Consider the following 16,036-nt stretch of genomic DNA (forward strand, 5'->3'; position numbering starts at 1 on the left):
AAGCAATAAGCAAGTGTTACGGCACTTGCTTATATTTGGATACGATGCAATAGATTTCAAACTCCGCCAATAACAAATTTCCGTAATCAGAACAGTTGTTTAACGCAGTTTATTATTTAACCTCAGCATCGTTGTCTTCATCGATTACTTCGGTCTCTTCAGCCTCTTCTTCAGGTTCAGGCTTATTCTTCTTATTACTCTTGACAGGTGTATCTTTGCCGCCTTCAGCACTTTTGATCGCAGACTTCAGGATTTCAATTTCAACGTTATTAGCGATCTTGATGATAAGCGTATCTTCCTTTATTTTGGTAATGGTGCCCAATATTCCGCCAATCGTTACGACTTTAGCCTTCATTTTAATGGACTCCATCAGTTTCTGCCGCTCTTGTTTCTGCTTTCTGCTCGGCAAAACAAACATAAAGATAATCATAACTGCAAATAGTACAAAATACATCATCGTTGTCGTGGTTTGATCCATAAGTAAAGAATCCCCCTTAATTGTAAATTACCTAAATATGCCTACTTCATTTGATTATATCATCTTTATTCCGCAAATTCAGCATGTATTTAGATTATTTTTCTATATAAATTTTTCTATTTCAACTTAATTTCTAAGCTAATTTTCAGGACTTATCTATACGTATACTTCATATGATTGTCTTATTTTTCATAACCGTAGTCCGCAAAGAATTGTTTCCGGTATTCCGGAAGCCGGTCTTCGGCAATCGCCTGGCGGACCTCTTTCATTAAATGGGTTAGGAAATGCAGGTTATGAACCGTCATCAGCCGGTGTCCGAAAATCTCATCCGCTTTGATCAGGTGCCGGATATACGCCCGGGAATAATTCTGACAGGTATAACAGCTGCAGGTAGGATCAATCGGCGTAAAATCATCGGCATATTTGGCATTACGGACCACGACCTTGCCGAACCTCGTCATTGCCGTCCCGTTTCGGGCAATACGTGTCGGCAGCACACAGTCAAACATATCAATACCACGCATGACACCCTCGATTAAATCATCAGGTGAACCCACACCCATCAGATATCTTGGTTTGGCTTCGGGCAGCAGCGGAACGGTATAATCCAGCACTTCGTACATCAGTTCTTTGGATTCCCCCACGCTTAAGCCCCCCAGTGCGTACCCGGGCAGATCAAGTTGGGTAATTTCTTGAGCGCTTTGTTTGCGGAGATCCTCATACATTCCTCCCTGGACAATGCCAAAAAGGGCCTGATGATCGGCGGAAGTCAGCGTATTTTTGCAGCGCTGCAGCCAGCGGAAAGTCCGTTCAGCGGATTTTTTCGTGTATTCCCGGGTTGCCGGGTAAGGCGTGCACTCATCAAAAGCCATTACAATATCCGAACCAAGAGCGATTTGGATTGCCGTCGCTTTTTCCGGACTTAAGAATTGTTTGGAGCCATCAAGGTGAGAACGGAATTCCACGCCCTCTTCGGTGATTTTCCGTAAATCCCCGAGACTGAAAACCTGGAACCCCCCGCTGTCGGTCAAAATCGCGCCATCCCAGTTCATAAATCTATGCAGGCCGCCTGCGCGTTTAATCAGTTCGTGACCCGGACGCAAAAACAGATGATAGGTATTGCTTAAGATCATGTTGGCTCCGAGAGCCTTTAGTTCTTCTGGGCTGACCGATTTTACGGTAGCCTGAGTTCCCACCGGCATAAACACAGGTGTCTCTATCATGCCATGAGGCGTATGAAGTCTTCCCAGACGGGCCTTGGTACGGGTGTCTCTCTTTAGTATTTCCAGTTTAACGGCAGCCAAAACATTTCTTCCTCTCTTTTTTTGTGAAATTAACCCGGAAACATGGCATTCCTCATGTGTTAACGGGAACTAGAATGCGTGCATCTTTCCCATGTTAAACTAAAAACATGGCGTCCCCAAAACTGAAGAAACGATATTCCTCACGGACTGCAGTCTGATACGCTTCCAAAATCAATTCCCGGCCTGCAAAGGCACTGACCAGCATCAGCAGTGTCGAGCGCGGAAAGTGGAAATTTGTGATGATGGCATCGACAATTTTGAATTGATATCCGGGGTAGATAAAAATATCCGTCCATCCTTCGGTCTCGGACAGCACATTCCCGGAAGCATCTTGACAAAGTCCCGCTGCGGATTCCAACGTCCGGACCACGGTTGTCCCAACCGCAATCACCCTGCGGCCTTCTTTTTTGGCCAGAGAGATTCTGGCGGCAGTCTCGAAATCGATGCTGAAATATTCCGTGTGCATTTGGTGCTCGGTGATTTCTTCCGTCTTTACCGGCCGAAACGTTCCCAGACCGACATGCAGCAGGACTTCAAGAACCTCGACTCCCTTGTCCCTAATCCTCTGCAGCAGCTCTTCCGTAAAATGCAGGCCTGCAGTAGGTGCCGCAGCCGAACCGTTTTCTTTGGCATAAACAGTCTGATACCGCTCTTTATCGTTTAATTTTGCGGTGATATACGGAGGCAAAGGCATCTCGCCGAGACTGTCCAGGACTTCCTCAAACAAGCCGGAATACGTAAAATGAATGATCCTGTTTCCGTCGTCAAGAATTTCGATCAATTCCCCGCGCAAAAGTCCTCCCCCGAAAACAACGGTTTGACCCTGTTTCAGCCTTTTGCCGGGTTTAACCAGGACTTCCCAGCGATCCCTGTCTATTCTCTTCAGCAGGAGTACCTCAATTTTTGCTCCGGTACCTTCTTTTTCCCCAATTAATCTGGCCGGAATCACCCTAGTCTTGTTCAGGACAAGCACGTCTCCCGCATTAAAGAATTGCACGATATCCTGGAATAAATAATGAAATATTTCACCTTTGGCTTTATCCACCAGCATCAGTCTTGATGAATCCCGTGGTTCCGCCGGTGTTTGGGCAATCAGCCTTTCCGGCAAGTCGTAATCAAAATCCTCCAGCCTCATTCTCTGCTACTCCATTTTCACCAAATCAATATTTTTGTAGTAATAGTTTAGGATATCCTGATAAGAATAACCCTGCATTGCCATATCATAGGCACCCCATTGGGACATCCCGACGCCGTGTCCCCAGCCCCTGCCGTTGAAAACAAATACACCGTATACTCCAGGTTTTTCTGCTATACCGTCATTGGAGCTTTTGATCCTGGAGAGCAGCGGACCAGTGCCTTCTTCAGTAGATATCCCTGCCAAAGAATTCCCAGTCAAAGAAATCTCCGGGGTATTTTTCTGAAATACAGGCATGATATATTCTACCTGAAATAGTCTTCCAAGGAAAGAATCATTTGAAAGAGATCCTTCGGGATAAAACTTGCGGACAAAGTCCCCGCCGGATACCGATTTTTCGTTGCCTAACCAGTCTTGAAGCACGACACGGTATACGCGGCCCGATACATATTTTGCCAGTTTCACCTGTCTTACCGGGGCAAGATCAAAAGCTTCTCCAAGAGCATCCGCGGCAATTACAAACCTCCAGTGATCGGTATAGCCTCCAATGCCGTTGGAAAACGGATCTGGTATGGACGTATAATGAACGTCCTGATTCTGCCAGACATTCTGGGGGGCCTCCGTATAACCGCCGTTATGCGAAGAGTAGAAAATGGAAATGGGTCTGCCGGTATCCTGATCAGTCAGGACCTCTCCCGTCGTTGCTGTCACCGCCTGGCTGGCTTCCCCTTCCACTGATCTGCCGAGGTAAGCCTGATGGATATCGGGTGAGTCCGTGATAACACCACCGTTTATATTTTTCAGCAAATATGTCCTTGCGGCGACCGCCTGCGCTTTCAAGGCTTCAAAACCCTTTGCTGCCCAGGCATTGCTCATCTCGATCGGAACGACTCCTTTCAAGTAGTCTTCCTGCTCAAGTGAATTATACAGCTTCCAGCAACCGTTTTCTTTCACAATAGAAAGATTTCCGCGGTAGCTGATCCAATCCTTTTCGGGTTCTCTGACCCGAAAAACGCCCTGATTCTCGGAAGTAAGCTTAACTTTATTTTTCTCCAGAATCACGAACTGGTCACCCACAGCCAGGAAATCTGCCATACTGCTCTGGCCGATCTGGCAGCGGTCCCCGGCTGTTAAGCTGACGCTGAAATTATTATAGTCAAGAGTATAACTACCCTGTCTGACTTCGATTTCCAACCAGCCTGTTTCAGGGAACTGCCAGACAAGCTTCACAGTTACCTCCCTTGCAAGCGCTGCATTCGGTGTCAGGGTAATCAAAAAAAGCATTACAGCAAATAATAGGCAAAAAGCTTTAGACAAAAAAGCGCTCTGTTTAACACCGCAGCCATGGAAAAACATTTGAATCGACTCCTTCACTATCCGACTGTTAAACAGATTGCCCAACTATCGTTCAGTATATTCAATTATTTTCCTATAGAAAACCTGGCTTACGCCAAGCCTTTGGTGCTGACTAAAGTCTTAGTTGCCCTTAGCTGAATCAGAAAGCTATTTACTTTCTGGTTCACAAAAAAGTCCCGTCTGTACATTCGCCGGAAGATCCAATCCAAAATAGCTGTAGACCTGGTTCGTTACCGTTCTGCCTCTTGGTGTCCGCTGCAGGAAACCTCTCTGCAGCAAAAATGGTTCCACAACATCTTCCAGGGTCTCTGCCTCTTCACCTACAGTAGCAGCCAACGTTTCCAGACCAACCGGTCCTCCGTCAAAATTCCGGATAATGGCCAGCAGAATTTTCTGGTCCAGACTGTCCAGGCCCATCGGATCAACTTCGAGCTTATCCATTGCTTTGGCTGCCGTCTGAGAATCAACAATCCTGCTTCCCCAGAACTGCGCATAGTCCCTTACCCTTTTGAGCAACCTGTTGGCGACCCGCGGTGTCCCTCTGGAACGCTTGGCAATCTCCTCCGCTCCGTCCGGTGACAAATCCACTTTCAGTATCCGGGAAGCCCTGACGACAATCTGCAGCAGTTCCTCCGTCGTATAAAATTCCAGCCGGCTGATGACCCCGAACCTGTCCCTCAAAGGAGACGTCAGCTGCCCGGCTCTGGTCGTCGCACCGATCAGCGTAAACGGAGATAGGGACAGCCTAATGGAACGAGCGCTCGGTCCTTTACCAATTACGATATCCAGACAGTTATCTTCCATCGCGGAATACAAGACTTCTTCCGCTGTCCTGCTTAGACGGTGAATCTCATCAATGAACAGCACATCGCGCGGTTCGAGTGAAGTCAAAAGTGCCGCCAAATCTCCCGGCCTTTCAATCGCCGGTCCGGAAGTCGTCCGGATATTGACTCCCATCTCGGCCGCAATAATATTGGCCAGCGTGGTCTTGCCGAGTCCGGGCGGACCATAAAGAAGGACATGGTCGAGAGCCTCTCCCCTGTTCTGGGCCGCCTGGATAAAGACGCTTAAGTTTTCTTTGATACTTGCCTGTCCGATATATTCCATCAGCCTGCCCGGTCTTAAGGCTTCGAAGTCCCGGTCTTCAGGACGCTCCAGGGAAGTGATGACTCTTTCCAAGTTGGTTCCTCCTTTAGTGAATGAAGTTACTATCGACTTGCTCGGGTTTGTCTCCGTAATGGATGACCGCTTTCGGCAGATAGCGCCCTCCATGGCGCTAACAGCCGTGCTGCGCAATCCATGCTCCGCTTGGCGCTGGCCATCCATTACAGAGACCTAGTCTGGAGTTAGTGAAAGCTTAATTTCAAATTTACTTCTGAATCGTTTTAGTAGTAAAACGTTTTTTACTACTCAAGGAGTGATAACATTCTGACATGCAGACCCGCTTAAATAACCTTGAGATCAGTCTGGGGGCCACAGTTCCGCTGTGAGCGGAGCACGATGCGGAGCGCGGCCCTTTGTGCCACGGATGGCACAAAGGCCGAAAAGCGGTATTGTGGCCCACAGACTTGCCCTGATAATAGTTTTAGACATAGAGAGCAGCAACAATTTGTGTAAGTAATTTGAGAATCATGTACGAATATATCAAAGGGTATCACATATGCTCGGACGGTCCTGCCAGTAAGCGAAGCGCTTCTTTGAGCTGATCCTCCACGGAAGACAGTCCTTTCTTTTCCGCCCTGGTCAGGGCATCACGCGCTTCATAGCGGGAAAAGCCCAAAGCCAGCAGTGTCTCCAGGGTATCGTTGGCCGGGATAAAGGAGCCTAGATCTTCCGTTCCGGCCTTGATATCAACATCCTTGATCTTTTCTTTCAGTTCCAGGATGATTCTTTTCGCAGTTTTGCCGCCGATTCCAGGAACCTCGGTCAATAAAGAGACATCCTCACAGGCGATTGCCGTCTTAATCCTGCCGACTGCAAACGCCGATAAAATTGCCAGCGCAGCTTTCGGGCCAATGCCTGTAACGCTAAGCAGCTGCAGAAACAGCTCTTTTTCATCCCGGGTCAAAAAGCCGTACAAAGACAAATCATCTTCCCGCATGATTAAATGGGTATGCAGGACTGTTTCTTCCCCCTGCCTGATCTTTGCCATCGAACTTACCGGAACATGGAGTAAATAGCCTACACCGCCGACATCCAGTACCAGGCGGTCCGCTTCGGCCGTCCACACATTCCCCCGCAGCATTCCGATCATTTTAACATTCCTCCATTTATCCGGCGTCCCATGCTGTGCGCATGGCATATGGCGATGGCCAGCGCGTCAGCTGTATCATCAGGTTTTGGTGTTTCCTGCAACGACAGGATCGCCTTGACCATATATTGTATCTGCTTTTTATCCGCTTTGCCGTACCCGACCACAGCCTGTTTGACCTGCAAGGGCGTATATTCGAATACTTCAATATTCCGGCGGGCTGCGCCCAATAAAACGACTCCCCTGGCCTGTCCAACTGTAATTGCCGTCGTGGTGTTGCGGTTAAAAAACAACTCTTCGACAGCCATCACATCCGGTGCATATTCTTTTAGAAAATCCTCCAGCGATTCATAGAGTATCCTAAGTCTGTCCGGCATCGGCAAATCAGGTGGTGTCCGCCAGCAGGAATAAGTGACCGGAGAAAGTTTTTGACCATTTTTTTCGATCAATCCGTACCCCATGATGGCAGTTCCCGGGTCAATGCCAAGAATCAACATCTTCTTGCTCCTTCTGTGGTCCTCATTCCGTTATTCCAGTACCTTGTCAAGCTTATCGTACCTATCGTCCTATACTTGTACCCTGTTCAATTATTAATTAGTTCCATCCGGGCGGCAGATACGGTTAGAAATCAGCATCTTCCAGTGCTTCGGCAAGGTCAAAGTTTGTATAGACCTTCTGAACATCATCATGGTTCTCCAGCGAATCAATTAACTTAATGATTTTTTTCGCTTGTTCAATATCGGCGATCTCGACGCGATTGACTGGAATCAGATTGATGGCCGCACTTTCAATCGGAATATGGTTGTCCAGCAGCACTTGTCTGACTTCCTGCATGCTGCCCGGCTCGGTGAAGATTTCGTAGCTTTCATCTTCAGACGCGACATCCTCTGCGCCTGCCTCAAGCGCCAGGAGCATGATTTCATCTTCATCCAATTTTAAATCTTCTTTCGGCACATCAAGCTGTCCTTTTTCCGTGAACATCCAGCTGACACTGCCGGTTTCTCCGAGGTTGCCCCCGTTTTTCGAGAAAAGGTGACGCATCTCCGACGCCGTCCGGTTCCTGTTGTCCGTCATCAGCTCTACCATGATCGCAACGCCGCCGGGGCCATAGCCTTCGTAACGCAGTTCTTCATAATTGGCGCCTTCTCCTGCTCCGGCACCTTTCTGGATCGCGCGCTGAATATTGTCATTCGGCAGGTTGGCCGCCTTGGCATTATCGATCGCAATTTTCAACCTGAAGTTCCCGTTCGGGTCTGCACCGCCTGCCCGCGCGGCCACCATAATCTCTCTGGCTAATTTTGTGAAAATCCGGCCTTTGATGGCATCGGTTTTAGCTTTTTTATGTTTAATATTCGCCCATTTGGAATGACCTGACACACCGAATTCCTCCCTGATACATTATAGCCTATATATTTTACCATGTAGCGGGAACTCAGGCAAAAAAAAATCAAGGATTAATCTCAAGCCTTTCGTTATAACTCTTCCATGCGGCAAAATTTCTGAATTAAACTCTTTTCCAGAACTGTGGAACCATGCAGTAATGCCTCGGTAAAAAATACAGATTTCTCACAATGGTATTTTTACCGGGGCATCACTGTCAAGAAAGAGATTCCATATAAGTTTTTATTACGCATTGGCCTTTTTTAAAGGCTGATGCGTAATAATTGCTTTGATTTTTTTAACGTATAACATTTATATTTCTATTTTTACGTTCCAGCACTCACGTGCTATTTAAACCATGTGTCGGTATATTGAACGGTTACAATTCAAAACAGATTTTGAGAACCATCTAGAAACTGCAGAAAAAATAGCGTATATCGCAAAGAGCTTATACGCTAAATACTTTTTGTTTTAACTGACTATGGAAACTAGAAATATAAGAGTTTAACGAGAAGTTTAAAAAGTCGAGGAAGAGCATGAATATGTTCCAGCTATTCCATAGTCTGGATTAGTATATATGGTTGTCACATTTGCCGTATAGTTCCCGGCTGGGCCTTGCAACCAAGAATAGCTATACATTGATTTAAAGATCACGGTATTGATTGGAAATAAATAGGAGTAAAGCCATCCAGGGTAAAAATTACCCGTTGTTAAAGTCGATACAGTGCTACCACTTGAGTTAATTAATCGTAGATTCTGCATAGAAGCTTGTCCAGTGACAATTTCAGGATTATAATTATTTATCATGTAGGCAATATATTGATGTCCATCTACATATTGAATATTTGATTGAGTATACTGGTTTCCATCGTAACTTGTTTCTATTCTAAAACTCTTTAGTCCATAGTCAGCATTCCATCCAGTATATATTTTATAACCATCTGCACTTATCATAGTTGCAAACACATTATTTACTAAGATTAAATTTAATACTAATGTCATAAAAAGTAAAAATAAACGTTTTTTCATTTTTATACCACCTTAAAAATATAATCTTGACTTATCAACAACAAAATTATAATCTTGTTGTTCAACTTTTATAGAAGTAATACTCTTTAGTTCTTTTTTAAGGTTATCCCAATATTCTTTGTATTTTTTTATAATCTCAGAATTGGCTTGATTGTCATTACCTAAGGCTGGTAAGTCCCCATTATTTACTGCTAACTCAATTGCCTTATCATAAGCATTTTTGAAAGTCACTATACGAAAAGCGTTGTAATATTCATAAACATCCCAGTATTGATCAATCGTCATATTTGCTGCTGAACAAAAAGAATCAATCATTTGTTTATTTTCAACATTTTGTTCATATATTGCTTTCTCCGATTGTATAAAGTAATTTACTTTCTCTTCTGATGGAAAAACGCCATTTTTAATTGCGTAGTTTATGATTAGCTTTTCTTCAACAAGTGTATTGAAAACTGATTTATCATCTGCGTTTCCTGTTCCACTAGCAATCCTTAATCCTTTCCTAAACTCAATTTCCCCTTTTGTTATTTTTAGCGAATCAATTGTTGCAACTATCTCTTCCGGGTCAAATATAACTTTTTTTGATGGATTTGATGAATCTATTGATACTACGGATTTTGAAATTAACTCTGGGTTATTCTTGACATATTCACCGGCTAGTTGACTTAGCTTTTGTGCACTTTTTGTTTCATCAGCATAAGATTGTTGGTTGTAAAAACCAAACGAACTTAGGATACCAGCTAATAAAACACCAATGATTATTAATTTTTTGTTCACTTATAGAATACCTCCTTTTTTAATAATCAAAGCATATCATACTTAAATTTAAAAATATTGAAAATTTTGTAATATCTTATTTTATTTTCTTATTATTTAAAATTAAAAATTTCGCATTTCAATTAATTACAATATTTTACTTTTTTTATTCCAGGATGTTAGTCTGAATTTATACAACTTCTATGTTGACTGTCCTTTATTGGAGTTGGTTTTTAATTCGCGTTAATTCGCGTATAACATATTAGATATGAGTAGTTTGAGACCTGTCGAGGTCGAAATCGTCTATAGTGAAAAAAATTAAGTCATGCAAAGATTTCTATTAAAAGAGCTAGAAAAGGTTAAGATTGAGTGAGGATTGCACTGTATCGCTCTTAATATGAGAAAGATGGCGGTAGCCTTGGGATAAAGGATCTACCTGTATGAATTTTTTATTGAACGAATAAGGGAGCGCAACCAAAACATTAAAGTTTTCGTTGCGCTCCTTTCCTCTTCTTGTATCGGCTATTCAGTTTAAGCTCATTATCGGTCTGTTCTTTAAAATCCATTGTTCGGCTGCGTAATTAAGGGGCAGTGTACGTATATTTTCCCAATCTAAATCTTCGACTTTCCGTTCGCGCAAATCAATTTCTTTAAAATATTGGCCGCAATCTAAACAGACAACAACCTCCACGCCAGGAAACTCGGCAGAATTGAGATACGTTTGTTGAAAAGAATTTTCACTGCCGCAGTGTATGCAGCCCGATATTTTTATTGGCCTCTCGTTTCCGCAGACAAGACAATGTGTAAAGCGTTTTCCATTCAACGCATCCAATGTTGTCATAAGATTATCTTCACCACAAACCGGACATGGGCACATTGGCTGATCATCCACACTTGCAGAGATATGCAGTTGCTGATATACCGCTTGAGCTACCCCAGCTATTGCTAAGCTCAGACGGCTGAAAAGAGGTTCGTTTCCTTGAATACGGCCTGCGCTGAACTCATCTTGGAGAACGGCAAGTTTGGAGTGGTCTATCTTTTCTTCCGCAACAATGTTCAACCTGTCCCATAAATCAATGATGGCGTTTTCCGGCAGATCATTGATGGTGAATAATGGATACTGCCCGGATCTCGACGGTAATTTCAAATCCTTCAGGTTGTTTTCTTTTTGCCAGGCAGTGATCTCTGCTCTCATTTTTAAATAATTCTCTTTGACAGCAGACAAACTTGTTGCTTGTCCTCCATCGGTCTTTTCAGTACACAAGTACATCCCTCCCAAAGGTTAAGACAGTGTCAAAATGATTTCACCGTACCGGTTCTGGCTTTCGACTATTTCTCTTGGTCCTTGACCTCTTTATACCAGGCAGCGTGATGCGCCTTCGCAAATTTTTCCGAGACGTATCCCTTTAACATGCCCGGCAGAGCAGCCCTTGATTCAGGATGAAGCAAAGATAAATAGAGATGTCCCATCAACGCTGCAACCATCATAAACATCGACATATCGTGAACGGGATAAGCTATCCGGACCAACTGATCTGGGAAAACATGAGGGGACCACATGATAAATCCGCTCAAGGTGATGAATACGGAACCCAGGATCGTAATCAAAGAGTTGATCTTTTCTCCGCCGTTAAACTTGCCCTGAGCCGGGTAGTTGCCGTGTCCTCCAAAAAATTCCTTGGGGAAAGCCATGATATGCGCGATATCCGCTTTCGTAAATCGAAAAGCAGAACGCAGCCATTCCCAGTGATATTTTGGATCCTTAATAAAGAACATCGCTACAACGACCACAACAAAAATCACGGCAAAAACCCTGTGAAGGATGCGGGAAACGTCAACTCCCCCAAAAATCATGAGTACCGGCCGGCTGAATTCGGATAGTATGCCCCACCCTGTGAGGAGGAGAACAAAAAAGCTTACAGCATGAACCCAATGGCTCAATCTTTCCCCTTTGGTAAAACGGAGTATTTTGCCGGGAACTTGATTCGAGCCTGATTTTTTTTCATTCATTACATCTCCTCCTCTCTCTTTATCGGATGCTGATCTTGATCAGAATCTTTTTTGTAGTTTCCCTTTAGCGCATTAATCGCCACTCCCACAACGACTGCCGCAGCAGCACCGCCTATTGCAATTTTGCCGATAGGACGGATAATATCTTTCCATAGATAAAGTGTTAGATCAGTCGATGGATTTTCAGGCAGACCATAGGCAGCAGGCGTATCGAGCAAAATATAGCGGTAGGTTGTACCTGACTGCCCATTCTGACCATAAAGATTAGCGTTGGGGAACTTCTTTTTTACCTCGGCCAACCGTGCTTGGGCAATCCCCAGCATGGTATCGTAATTACCGAATGACAGCGCTCCTGGCTGGCAGATTTTTACGCAGGCAGGCTCAAGACCGTTTTCCACTCTCCCTACGCAACCGGTGCATTTGTTAGCCTTCTCTGTGGTTTTATCAATCTTAGGTACATTAAACGGACAAAACTGGGCACAGTATCCGCATCCAATACATTTATCTTGATCAATGACCACAAACCCGGAATCTGTTTTGGATATGGCACTTGAGGAACACGCTTTCAGGCAGGAGGGATCATCGCAGTGGAAACACTGCGCCTTGCGCATCAGCCAGTGCATGTTATTATTTTCATACTTTTCCTCAAATGTTACATACGTATAGGTGTTTGGTGTAAAATCGGCCATACTCTGATAACTTTTGACAAGAGAGGTTTTTTCAGTCGGAAGATCATTCCATTCCTTGCAGGCCGCAGAGCAGGCTTTACAGCCGGTACATTTGGATCCGTCCACCAAAATCATTTTTTTTGCCATCTCTAAGCCCTCCTTATATTGACCAGACAACATTTATATTCGGGTGTTCCTGCTGTCGGGTCAATTACGCCGATTGTCACTTCATTGATGCTCGATCCAGGATTTAAAGATGCAAAACCCCAACTCCAAGGCACACCGATCGTTTCGGTCGGTTGTCCATGTACCTCATACGACTGAATGCGGTCTGTGACAAGACAACGGATCTCAACCTTGCCGCGTGCCGAGGATATTTCAACGCGGTCACCATCTTGTACGCCAATTTTCGCTGCAAGGTTTTTGCTGATTTCAGCAAAAGGTTCCGGCATCAGTTCGTTCAGCATCGGAATGTTGCGGGTGATACCGCCGGCACAGAAGTGTTCGCTTACGCCATAAGTCGTCAGCACATAAGGATAATCTTTACGGTTACCAACCTTCTGAACTTCAGGCAATGTTTTGGGCATTGCCACAATCGGATTGCTTGATACATTCGGATGGAAGATATTTTCCGCAGGGCTTTCCACCGGCTCGTAAAACTCCGGCAGCGGCCCATCGTTGCAGATCCCTCCTACACTCACGCCGCCGGCCGGTTTGCCGTCTGCTGAGGGCGTTGTTGGTATTCCGCTTGTATATTTGCCTGCAAACAAACGTCCTACTCCTTCCGGATTCATACGGAAAGCCAGCTTTCCTTCCGGAGTATCCGGTCCTTTTGTCTTGTCGACTACGTCAGCACCGTCATTGCCGGCCCAAACATTTTTGGCCGCATCCCACCAAATCAATTTACGTTTGGGATCCACAGGCTGTCCCTGGGCATCACAGGATGCACGATTGTATAAAATACGGATATTCCCCGGCCAAGCAAAGCTCCATTCGCGGAACAATCCGAGTCCGGAAGGATCTGCATTTCCCCGGCGTGCAGCCAAATTACCTTTCCCTGTAACACCGGCATAAATCCAGCATCCGGTAGATACCGACCCGATCGGTGCCTTGAGATAATCGGCCAATGTCGGCAATAATTCGCCGTTTGTTTCATCATAGCCGTTTAATTCCTGCAACACCTTAAGCGCTTTCGGCTCATGGCCGTAATCCCAGCGCGCATCGAGAATCGGTCTGTCTTTGGGATCCGTACTGCCTTCATATAAGCTTTTCACCCGCTTATACAACAGATCGAGCATATCTAAATCCGGCTTGCATTCACCCAGGGGTTTGAGTGCTGCATCCTTCCACTGAACCCAACGGCCTGAGTTCGTCAGCGTCCCGTCTTTTTCATAAACAAAGGCAGCCGGTAAAAAGATTACTTCCGTCATAATTTTAGACGGATCAACACCGGGCTCCCGCCAGAACTGGGCAGTCTCGATTTCAAATAAATCGGAGACGACCAACATCTCCAGTTTAGGCAAAGCCTGGCGGACCACTTCGAGGTTCGGTACGGATACCAGTGAATTGGAGCCGATATTCAGCATCATCTGGAATTGGCCTTTATTCACCGCATCCCAAATTCGAACCAAACTTGAATTGACATTGGAATCGTACTTTGGCAAATAATTAAAACAATAGTCGTTTTCCTTAGTCGCTTTATCTCCGAACCAGGCCTTCAATAACGATACGAGATGTTTTTCGCGATTGGAGCCGTTTCGTACCAGATAATCTTTGAGTGTCTTATCGGAATGGGAGGGGGCCGGAAGATAACCTGGCAGATTATTATACAGATTGGCCATATCTGTAGAGCCCTGGACATTCGGCTCACCGCGCAAAGCGTTGATACCGCCTCCCGCTTTGCCTATATTGCCCATCAACAACTGGATAATGCCATAACACCGGATGCCTTGTACACCCGTTGTGTGATGGGTCATCCCCAATGCATAAAGAATAGACGCAGGTTTGGCACTGCAGAAAGCATCGGCAATTTCCTTGATTTTTGCTGCAGGTATCCCCGTAATATTTTCAGCAGTTTTCATATCATAACGGGAATAATGCTCTTTCAATTTACTGAAGACGCTGTCAGGATCAGTAAGGATCAGAGCTTTAACCGGTTTGTTCGATTCGTCTAGTTGATAACCCCAACTATCGGTTTTGTATTTTTTCTTTTCGGGGTCAAATCCGGAAAATAATCCGTCCTTGAATTGAAAATCCTTGCTTATTTTATATAGGGCATTTGTGTAATTAAGGACATAATCATGATCATAGAGCTCATTTTCCAATATATAATTGATGATTGCCCCCAGATAGGCGATATCTGTGCCCGGGCGAATCTGAGCAAATATATCTGCCTGCGAGGCTGTCCGTGTAAAACGAGGATCAACCACAATTACTTTTGCACCGCGCTCCTTGGCCTTATTGATCCACCGCATAGCAATGGGATGGTTTTCGGCACAATTTGAGCCTGCAATTAAGAAGAGTTCAGCATTCATCAGATCCGGCCAGGAATTGGTCATAGCACCGCGGCCAAATGAAGGTGACAAACTTGCCACCGTGGGCGCGTGTCATATCCGGGCCTGATGTTCGTTATAGGGCGTTCCTAAAAGCATGGATAGTTTTTTAACTAAGTAGGATTCTTCATTGTCGACTTCAGCGGATCCTAAAACAGCAATCCCCTCAGTCCTGTTGACAGCAAGTTTCTCGGTCTTCCCTGTAGCTGCGTTAATGACATCGGCATCAGCCTTCCAGGTTTTCTCCCTGACATCTTTGACTTTTTTGGCTACTTTGTCGATAGCCTCGTCCCAGGATATTTCCTGCCATTCATTTGCCCCCGGAGCACGATACATCGGTTTCGTGATCCGAGCCTCCGAATAGGCAACTTCTCTCAAGCTGGCTGCCTTAGAACAAAGTGCCCCGTTATTGGTTGGATGATCGGGATCCCCGGCTAAATACACCAGCTTTTCATCTTTGATATAGAGAAGCAAGCCGCACCCTCCGGAACAAAAATGGCAAATGCTCGGAATTTTTTTTGTACCTTCAATCTTAAGTGCATATCCCTGAGCCTGAGCGAGGTCGGGATCAAAACCAAGGCCAAGCGCCAGCGAAGCCAAGGAAGCTCCTGATAATTTCAGGAAATTACGTCTTGATAAATCCATTTTTCTCCTCCTTTACTTTTTTTAAACAACAATTTTTACTTTTTGCAAGTTTTTAAATTTTCTGAATATTCTAACCTGCAATGTCATTAATATTAAACTGACATAGGAAATTAATCAAGTATTGTTAATTACTTAACAGAATTGGGCTTTTTTTGCGAATACTTGTCAAACGTCTTAACATTTTTGATTCATGGCCGTCACTACTAAAAAACAGAGCTGTTGCACAACGATTTAAGTAATTCGTTGTGCAACAGCTCTGTCTTTTGCTCAAAATCAGCCTAATGCTGACCATAAAGATAAACAAAGCTGAAAAGATTGACTACATAAAACCAGAGACTAGGATACGCAATGTATTAGCCAGCGTCAAGCGGAGCACGATGCGGAGCGCGGCTGTTTGACGGCCACGGATGGCCTAATGTCGCGATGCCATGGATGGCAAGGAGCGACTCGCCAAGGAGGGCTCAATCTGCCG

General features: G+C 44.9%; 14 protein-coding genes. All 14 read right to left on the reverse strand.

Annotated elements, in window-relative coordinates; genetic code table 11:
• Positions 1–112 precede the first annotated feature (112 nt).
• Positions 113–478, reverse strand: a complete 366-nt coding sequence (gene yajC, locus AAH944_RS08280) for a preprotein translocase subunit YajC (RefSeq protein ID WP_415534233.1) — start codon at positions 476–478, stop codon at positions 113–115.
• Positions 479–660: 182 nt separating this feature from the next.
• Positions 661–1,782, reverse strand: a complete 1,122-nt coding sequence (tgt, locus tag AAH944_RS08285) for a tRNA guanosine(34) transglycosylase Tgt (protein ID WP_415534235.1) — start codon at positions 1,780–1,782, stop codon at positions 661–663.
• Positions 1,783–1,876: 94 nt separating this feature from the next.
• A complete protein-coding gene (gene queA, locus AAH944_RS08290) occupies positions 1,877–2,917 on the reverse strand; it encodes a tRNA preQ1(34) S-adenosylmethionine ribosyltransferase-isomerase QueA (protein WP_415534237.1) in 1,041 nt (346 codons plus the stop codon).
• A gap of 6 nt (positions 2,918–2,923) precedes the next feature.
• Entirely contained in the window at positions 2,924–4,273 is a 1,350-nt protein-coding gene (locus AAH944_RS08295) for a SpoIID/LytB domain-containing protein (RefSeq protein WP_415534239.1), read from the reverse strand.
• A gap of 147 nt (positions 4,274–4,420) precedes the next feature.
• Complete coding sequence (ruvB, locus tag AAH944_RS08300) at positions 4,421–5,452, reverse strand: Holliday junction branch migration DNA helicase RuvB (protein ID WP_415534241.1); 1,032 nt, start codon at positions 5,450–5,452, stop codon at positions 4,421–4,423.
• Between the two features lie 475 nt (positions 5,453–5,927).
• Positions 5,928–6,527 carry a Holliday junction branch migration protein RuvA gene (gene ruvA / locus AAH944_RS08305; protein ID WP_415534243.1) on the reverse strand — a complete coding sequence of 200 codons (600 nt, stop codon included), beginning with the start codon at positions 6,525–6,527 and terminating at the stop codon, positions 5,928–5,930.
• The gene (gene ruvC, locus AAH944_RS08310; RefSeq protein ID WP_415534245.1) at positions 6,524–7,021 is read right to left on the reverse strand and encodes a crossover junction endodeoxyribonuclease RuvC; all 498 of its coding nucleotides are present in this window, start codon (positions 7,019–7,021) and stop codon (positions 6,524–6,526) included. The genes ruvA and ruvC overlap by 4 nt, the downstream gene beginning before the upstream one ends.
• Positions 7,022–7,145: 124 nt before the next feature.
• On the reverse strand, positions 7,146–7,901 hold the full coding sequence (locus tag AAH944_RS08315; protein WP_415534247.1) for a YebC/PmpR family DNA-binding transcriptional regulator: 756 nt from the start codon (positions 7,899–7,901) through the stop codon (positions 7,146–7,148).
• A 519-nt stretch (positions 7,902–8,420) separates the two neighbouring features.
• Positions 8,421–8,933 (reverse strand): hypothetical protein, encoded by a 513-nt coding sequence (locus tag AAH944_RS08320; RefSeq protein WP_415534249.1) that lies wholly within the window; start codon positions 8,931–8,933, stop codon positions 8,421–8,423.
• Between the two features lie 12 nt (positions 8,934–8,945).
• A complete protein-coding gene (locus AAH944_RS08325; protein WP_415534251.1) occupies positions 8,946–9,710 on the reverse strand; it encodes a hypothetical protein in 765 nt (254 codons plus the stop codon).
• Between the two features lie 505 nt (positions 9,711–10,215).
• A complete protein-coding gene (fdhE, locus tag AAH944_RS08330; protein WP_415534253.1) occupies positions 10,216–10,959 on the reverse strand; it encodes a formate dehydrogenase accessory protein FdhE in 744 nt (247 codons plus the stop codon).
• A gap of 59 nt (positions 10,960–11,018) precedes the next feature.
• On the reverse strand, positions 11,019–11,699 hold the full coding sequence (locus AAH944_RS08335) for a formate dehydrogenase subunit gamma (RefSeq protein ID WP_415534255.1): 681 nt from the start codon (positions 11,697–11,699) through the stop codon (positions 11,019–11,021).
• The gene (locus AAH944_RS08340) at positions 11,699–12,514 is read right to left on the reverse strand and encodes a 4Fe-4S dicluster domain-containing protein (RefSeq protein ID WP_415534257.1); all 816 of its coding nucleotides are present in this window, start codon (positions 12,512–12,514) and stop codon (positions 11,699–11,701) included. Before AAH944_RS08340 ends, AAH944_RS08335 begins: the two co-directional genes overlap by 1 nt.
• 2 nt (positions 12,515–12,516) lie before the next feature.
• Positions 12,517–15,564, reverse strand: a complete 3,048-nt coding sequence (fdnG, locus tag AAH944_RS08345) for a formate dehydrogenase-N subunit alpha (protein WP_415534259.1) — start codon at positions 15,562–15,564, stop codon at positions 12,517–12,519.
• Between the last annotated feature and the right edge of the window lie 472 nt (positions 15,565–16,036).

Source organism: Dehalobacter sp. CP, from assembly GCF_047652685.1.
Lineage (GTDB): Bacteria > Bacillota > Desulfitobacteriia > Desulfitobacteriales > Syntrophobotulaceae > Dehalobacter.

Bases quoted from the DNA above. Each gene is read 5' to 3' on its own strand.
- yajC (WP_415534233.1), bottom strand. From the start codon at position 478: ATGGATCAAACCACGACAACGATGATGTATTTTGTACTATTTGCAGTT.
- queA (WP_415534237.1), bottom strand. From the start codon at position 2,917: ATGAGGCTGGAGGATTTTGATTACGACTTGCCGGAAAGGCTGATTGCC.
- AAH944_RS08295 (WP_415534239.1), bottom strand. From the start codon at position 4,273: ATGTTTTTCCATGGCTGCGGTGTTAAACAGAGCGCTTTTTTGTCTAAA.
- ruvA (WP_415534243.1), bottom strand. From the start codon at position 6,527: ATGATCGGAATGCTGCGGGGGAATGTGTGGACGGCCGAAGCGGACCGC.
- ruvC (WP_415534245.1), bottom strand. From the start codon at position 7,021: ATGTTGATTCTTGGCATTGACCCGGGAACTGCCATCATGGGGTACGGA.
- AAH944_RS08320 (WP_415534249.1), bottom strand. From the start codon at position 8,933: ATGAAAAAACGTTTATTTTTACTTTTTATGACATTAGTATTAAATTTA.
- fdhE (WP_415534253.1), bottom strand. From the start codon at position 10,959: ATGTACTTGTGTACTGAAAAGACCGATGGAGGACAAGCAACAAGTTTG.
- AAH944_RS08335 (WP_415534255.1), bottom strand. From the start codon at position 11,699: ATGAATGAAAAAAAATCAGGCTCGAATCAAGTTCCCGGCAAAATACTC.
- AAH944_RS08340 (WP_415534257.1), bottom strand. From the start codon at position 12,514: ATGGCAAAAAAAATGATTTTGGTGGACGGATCCAAATGTACCGGCTGT.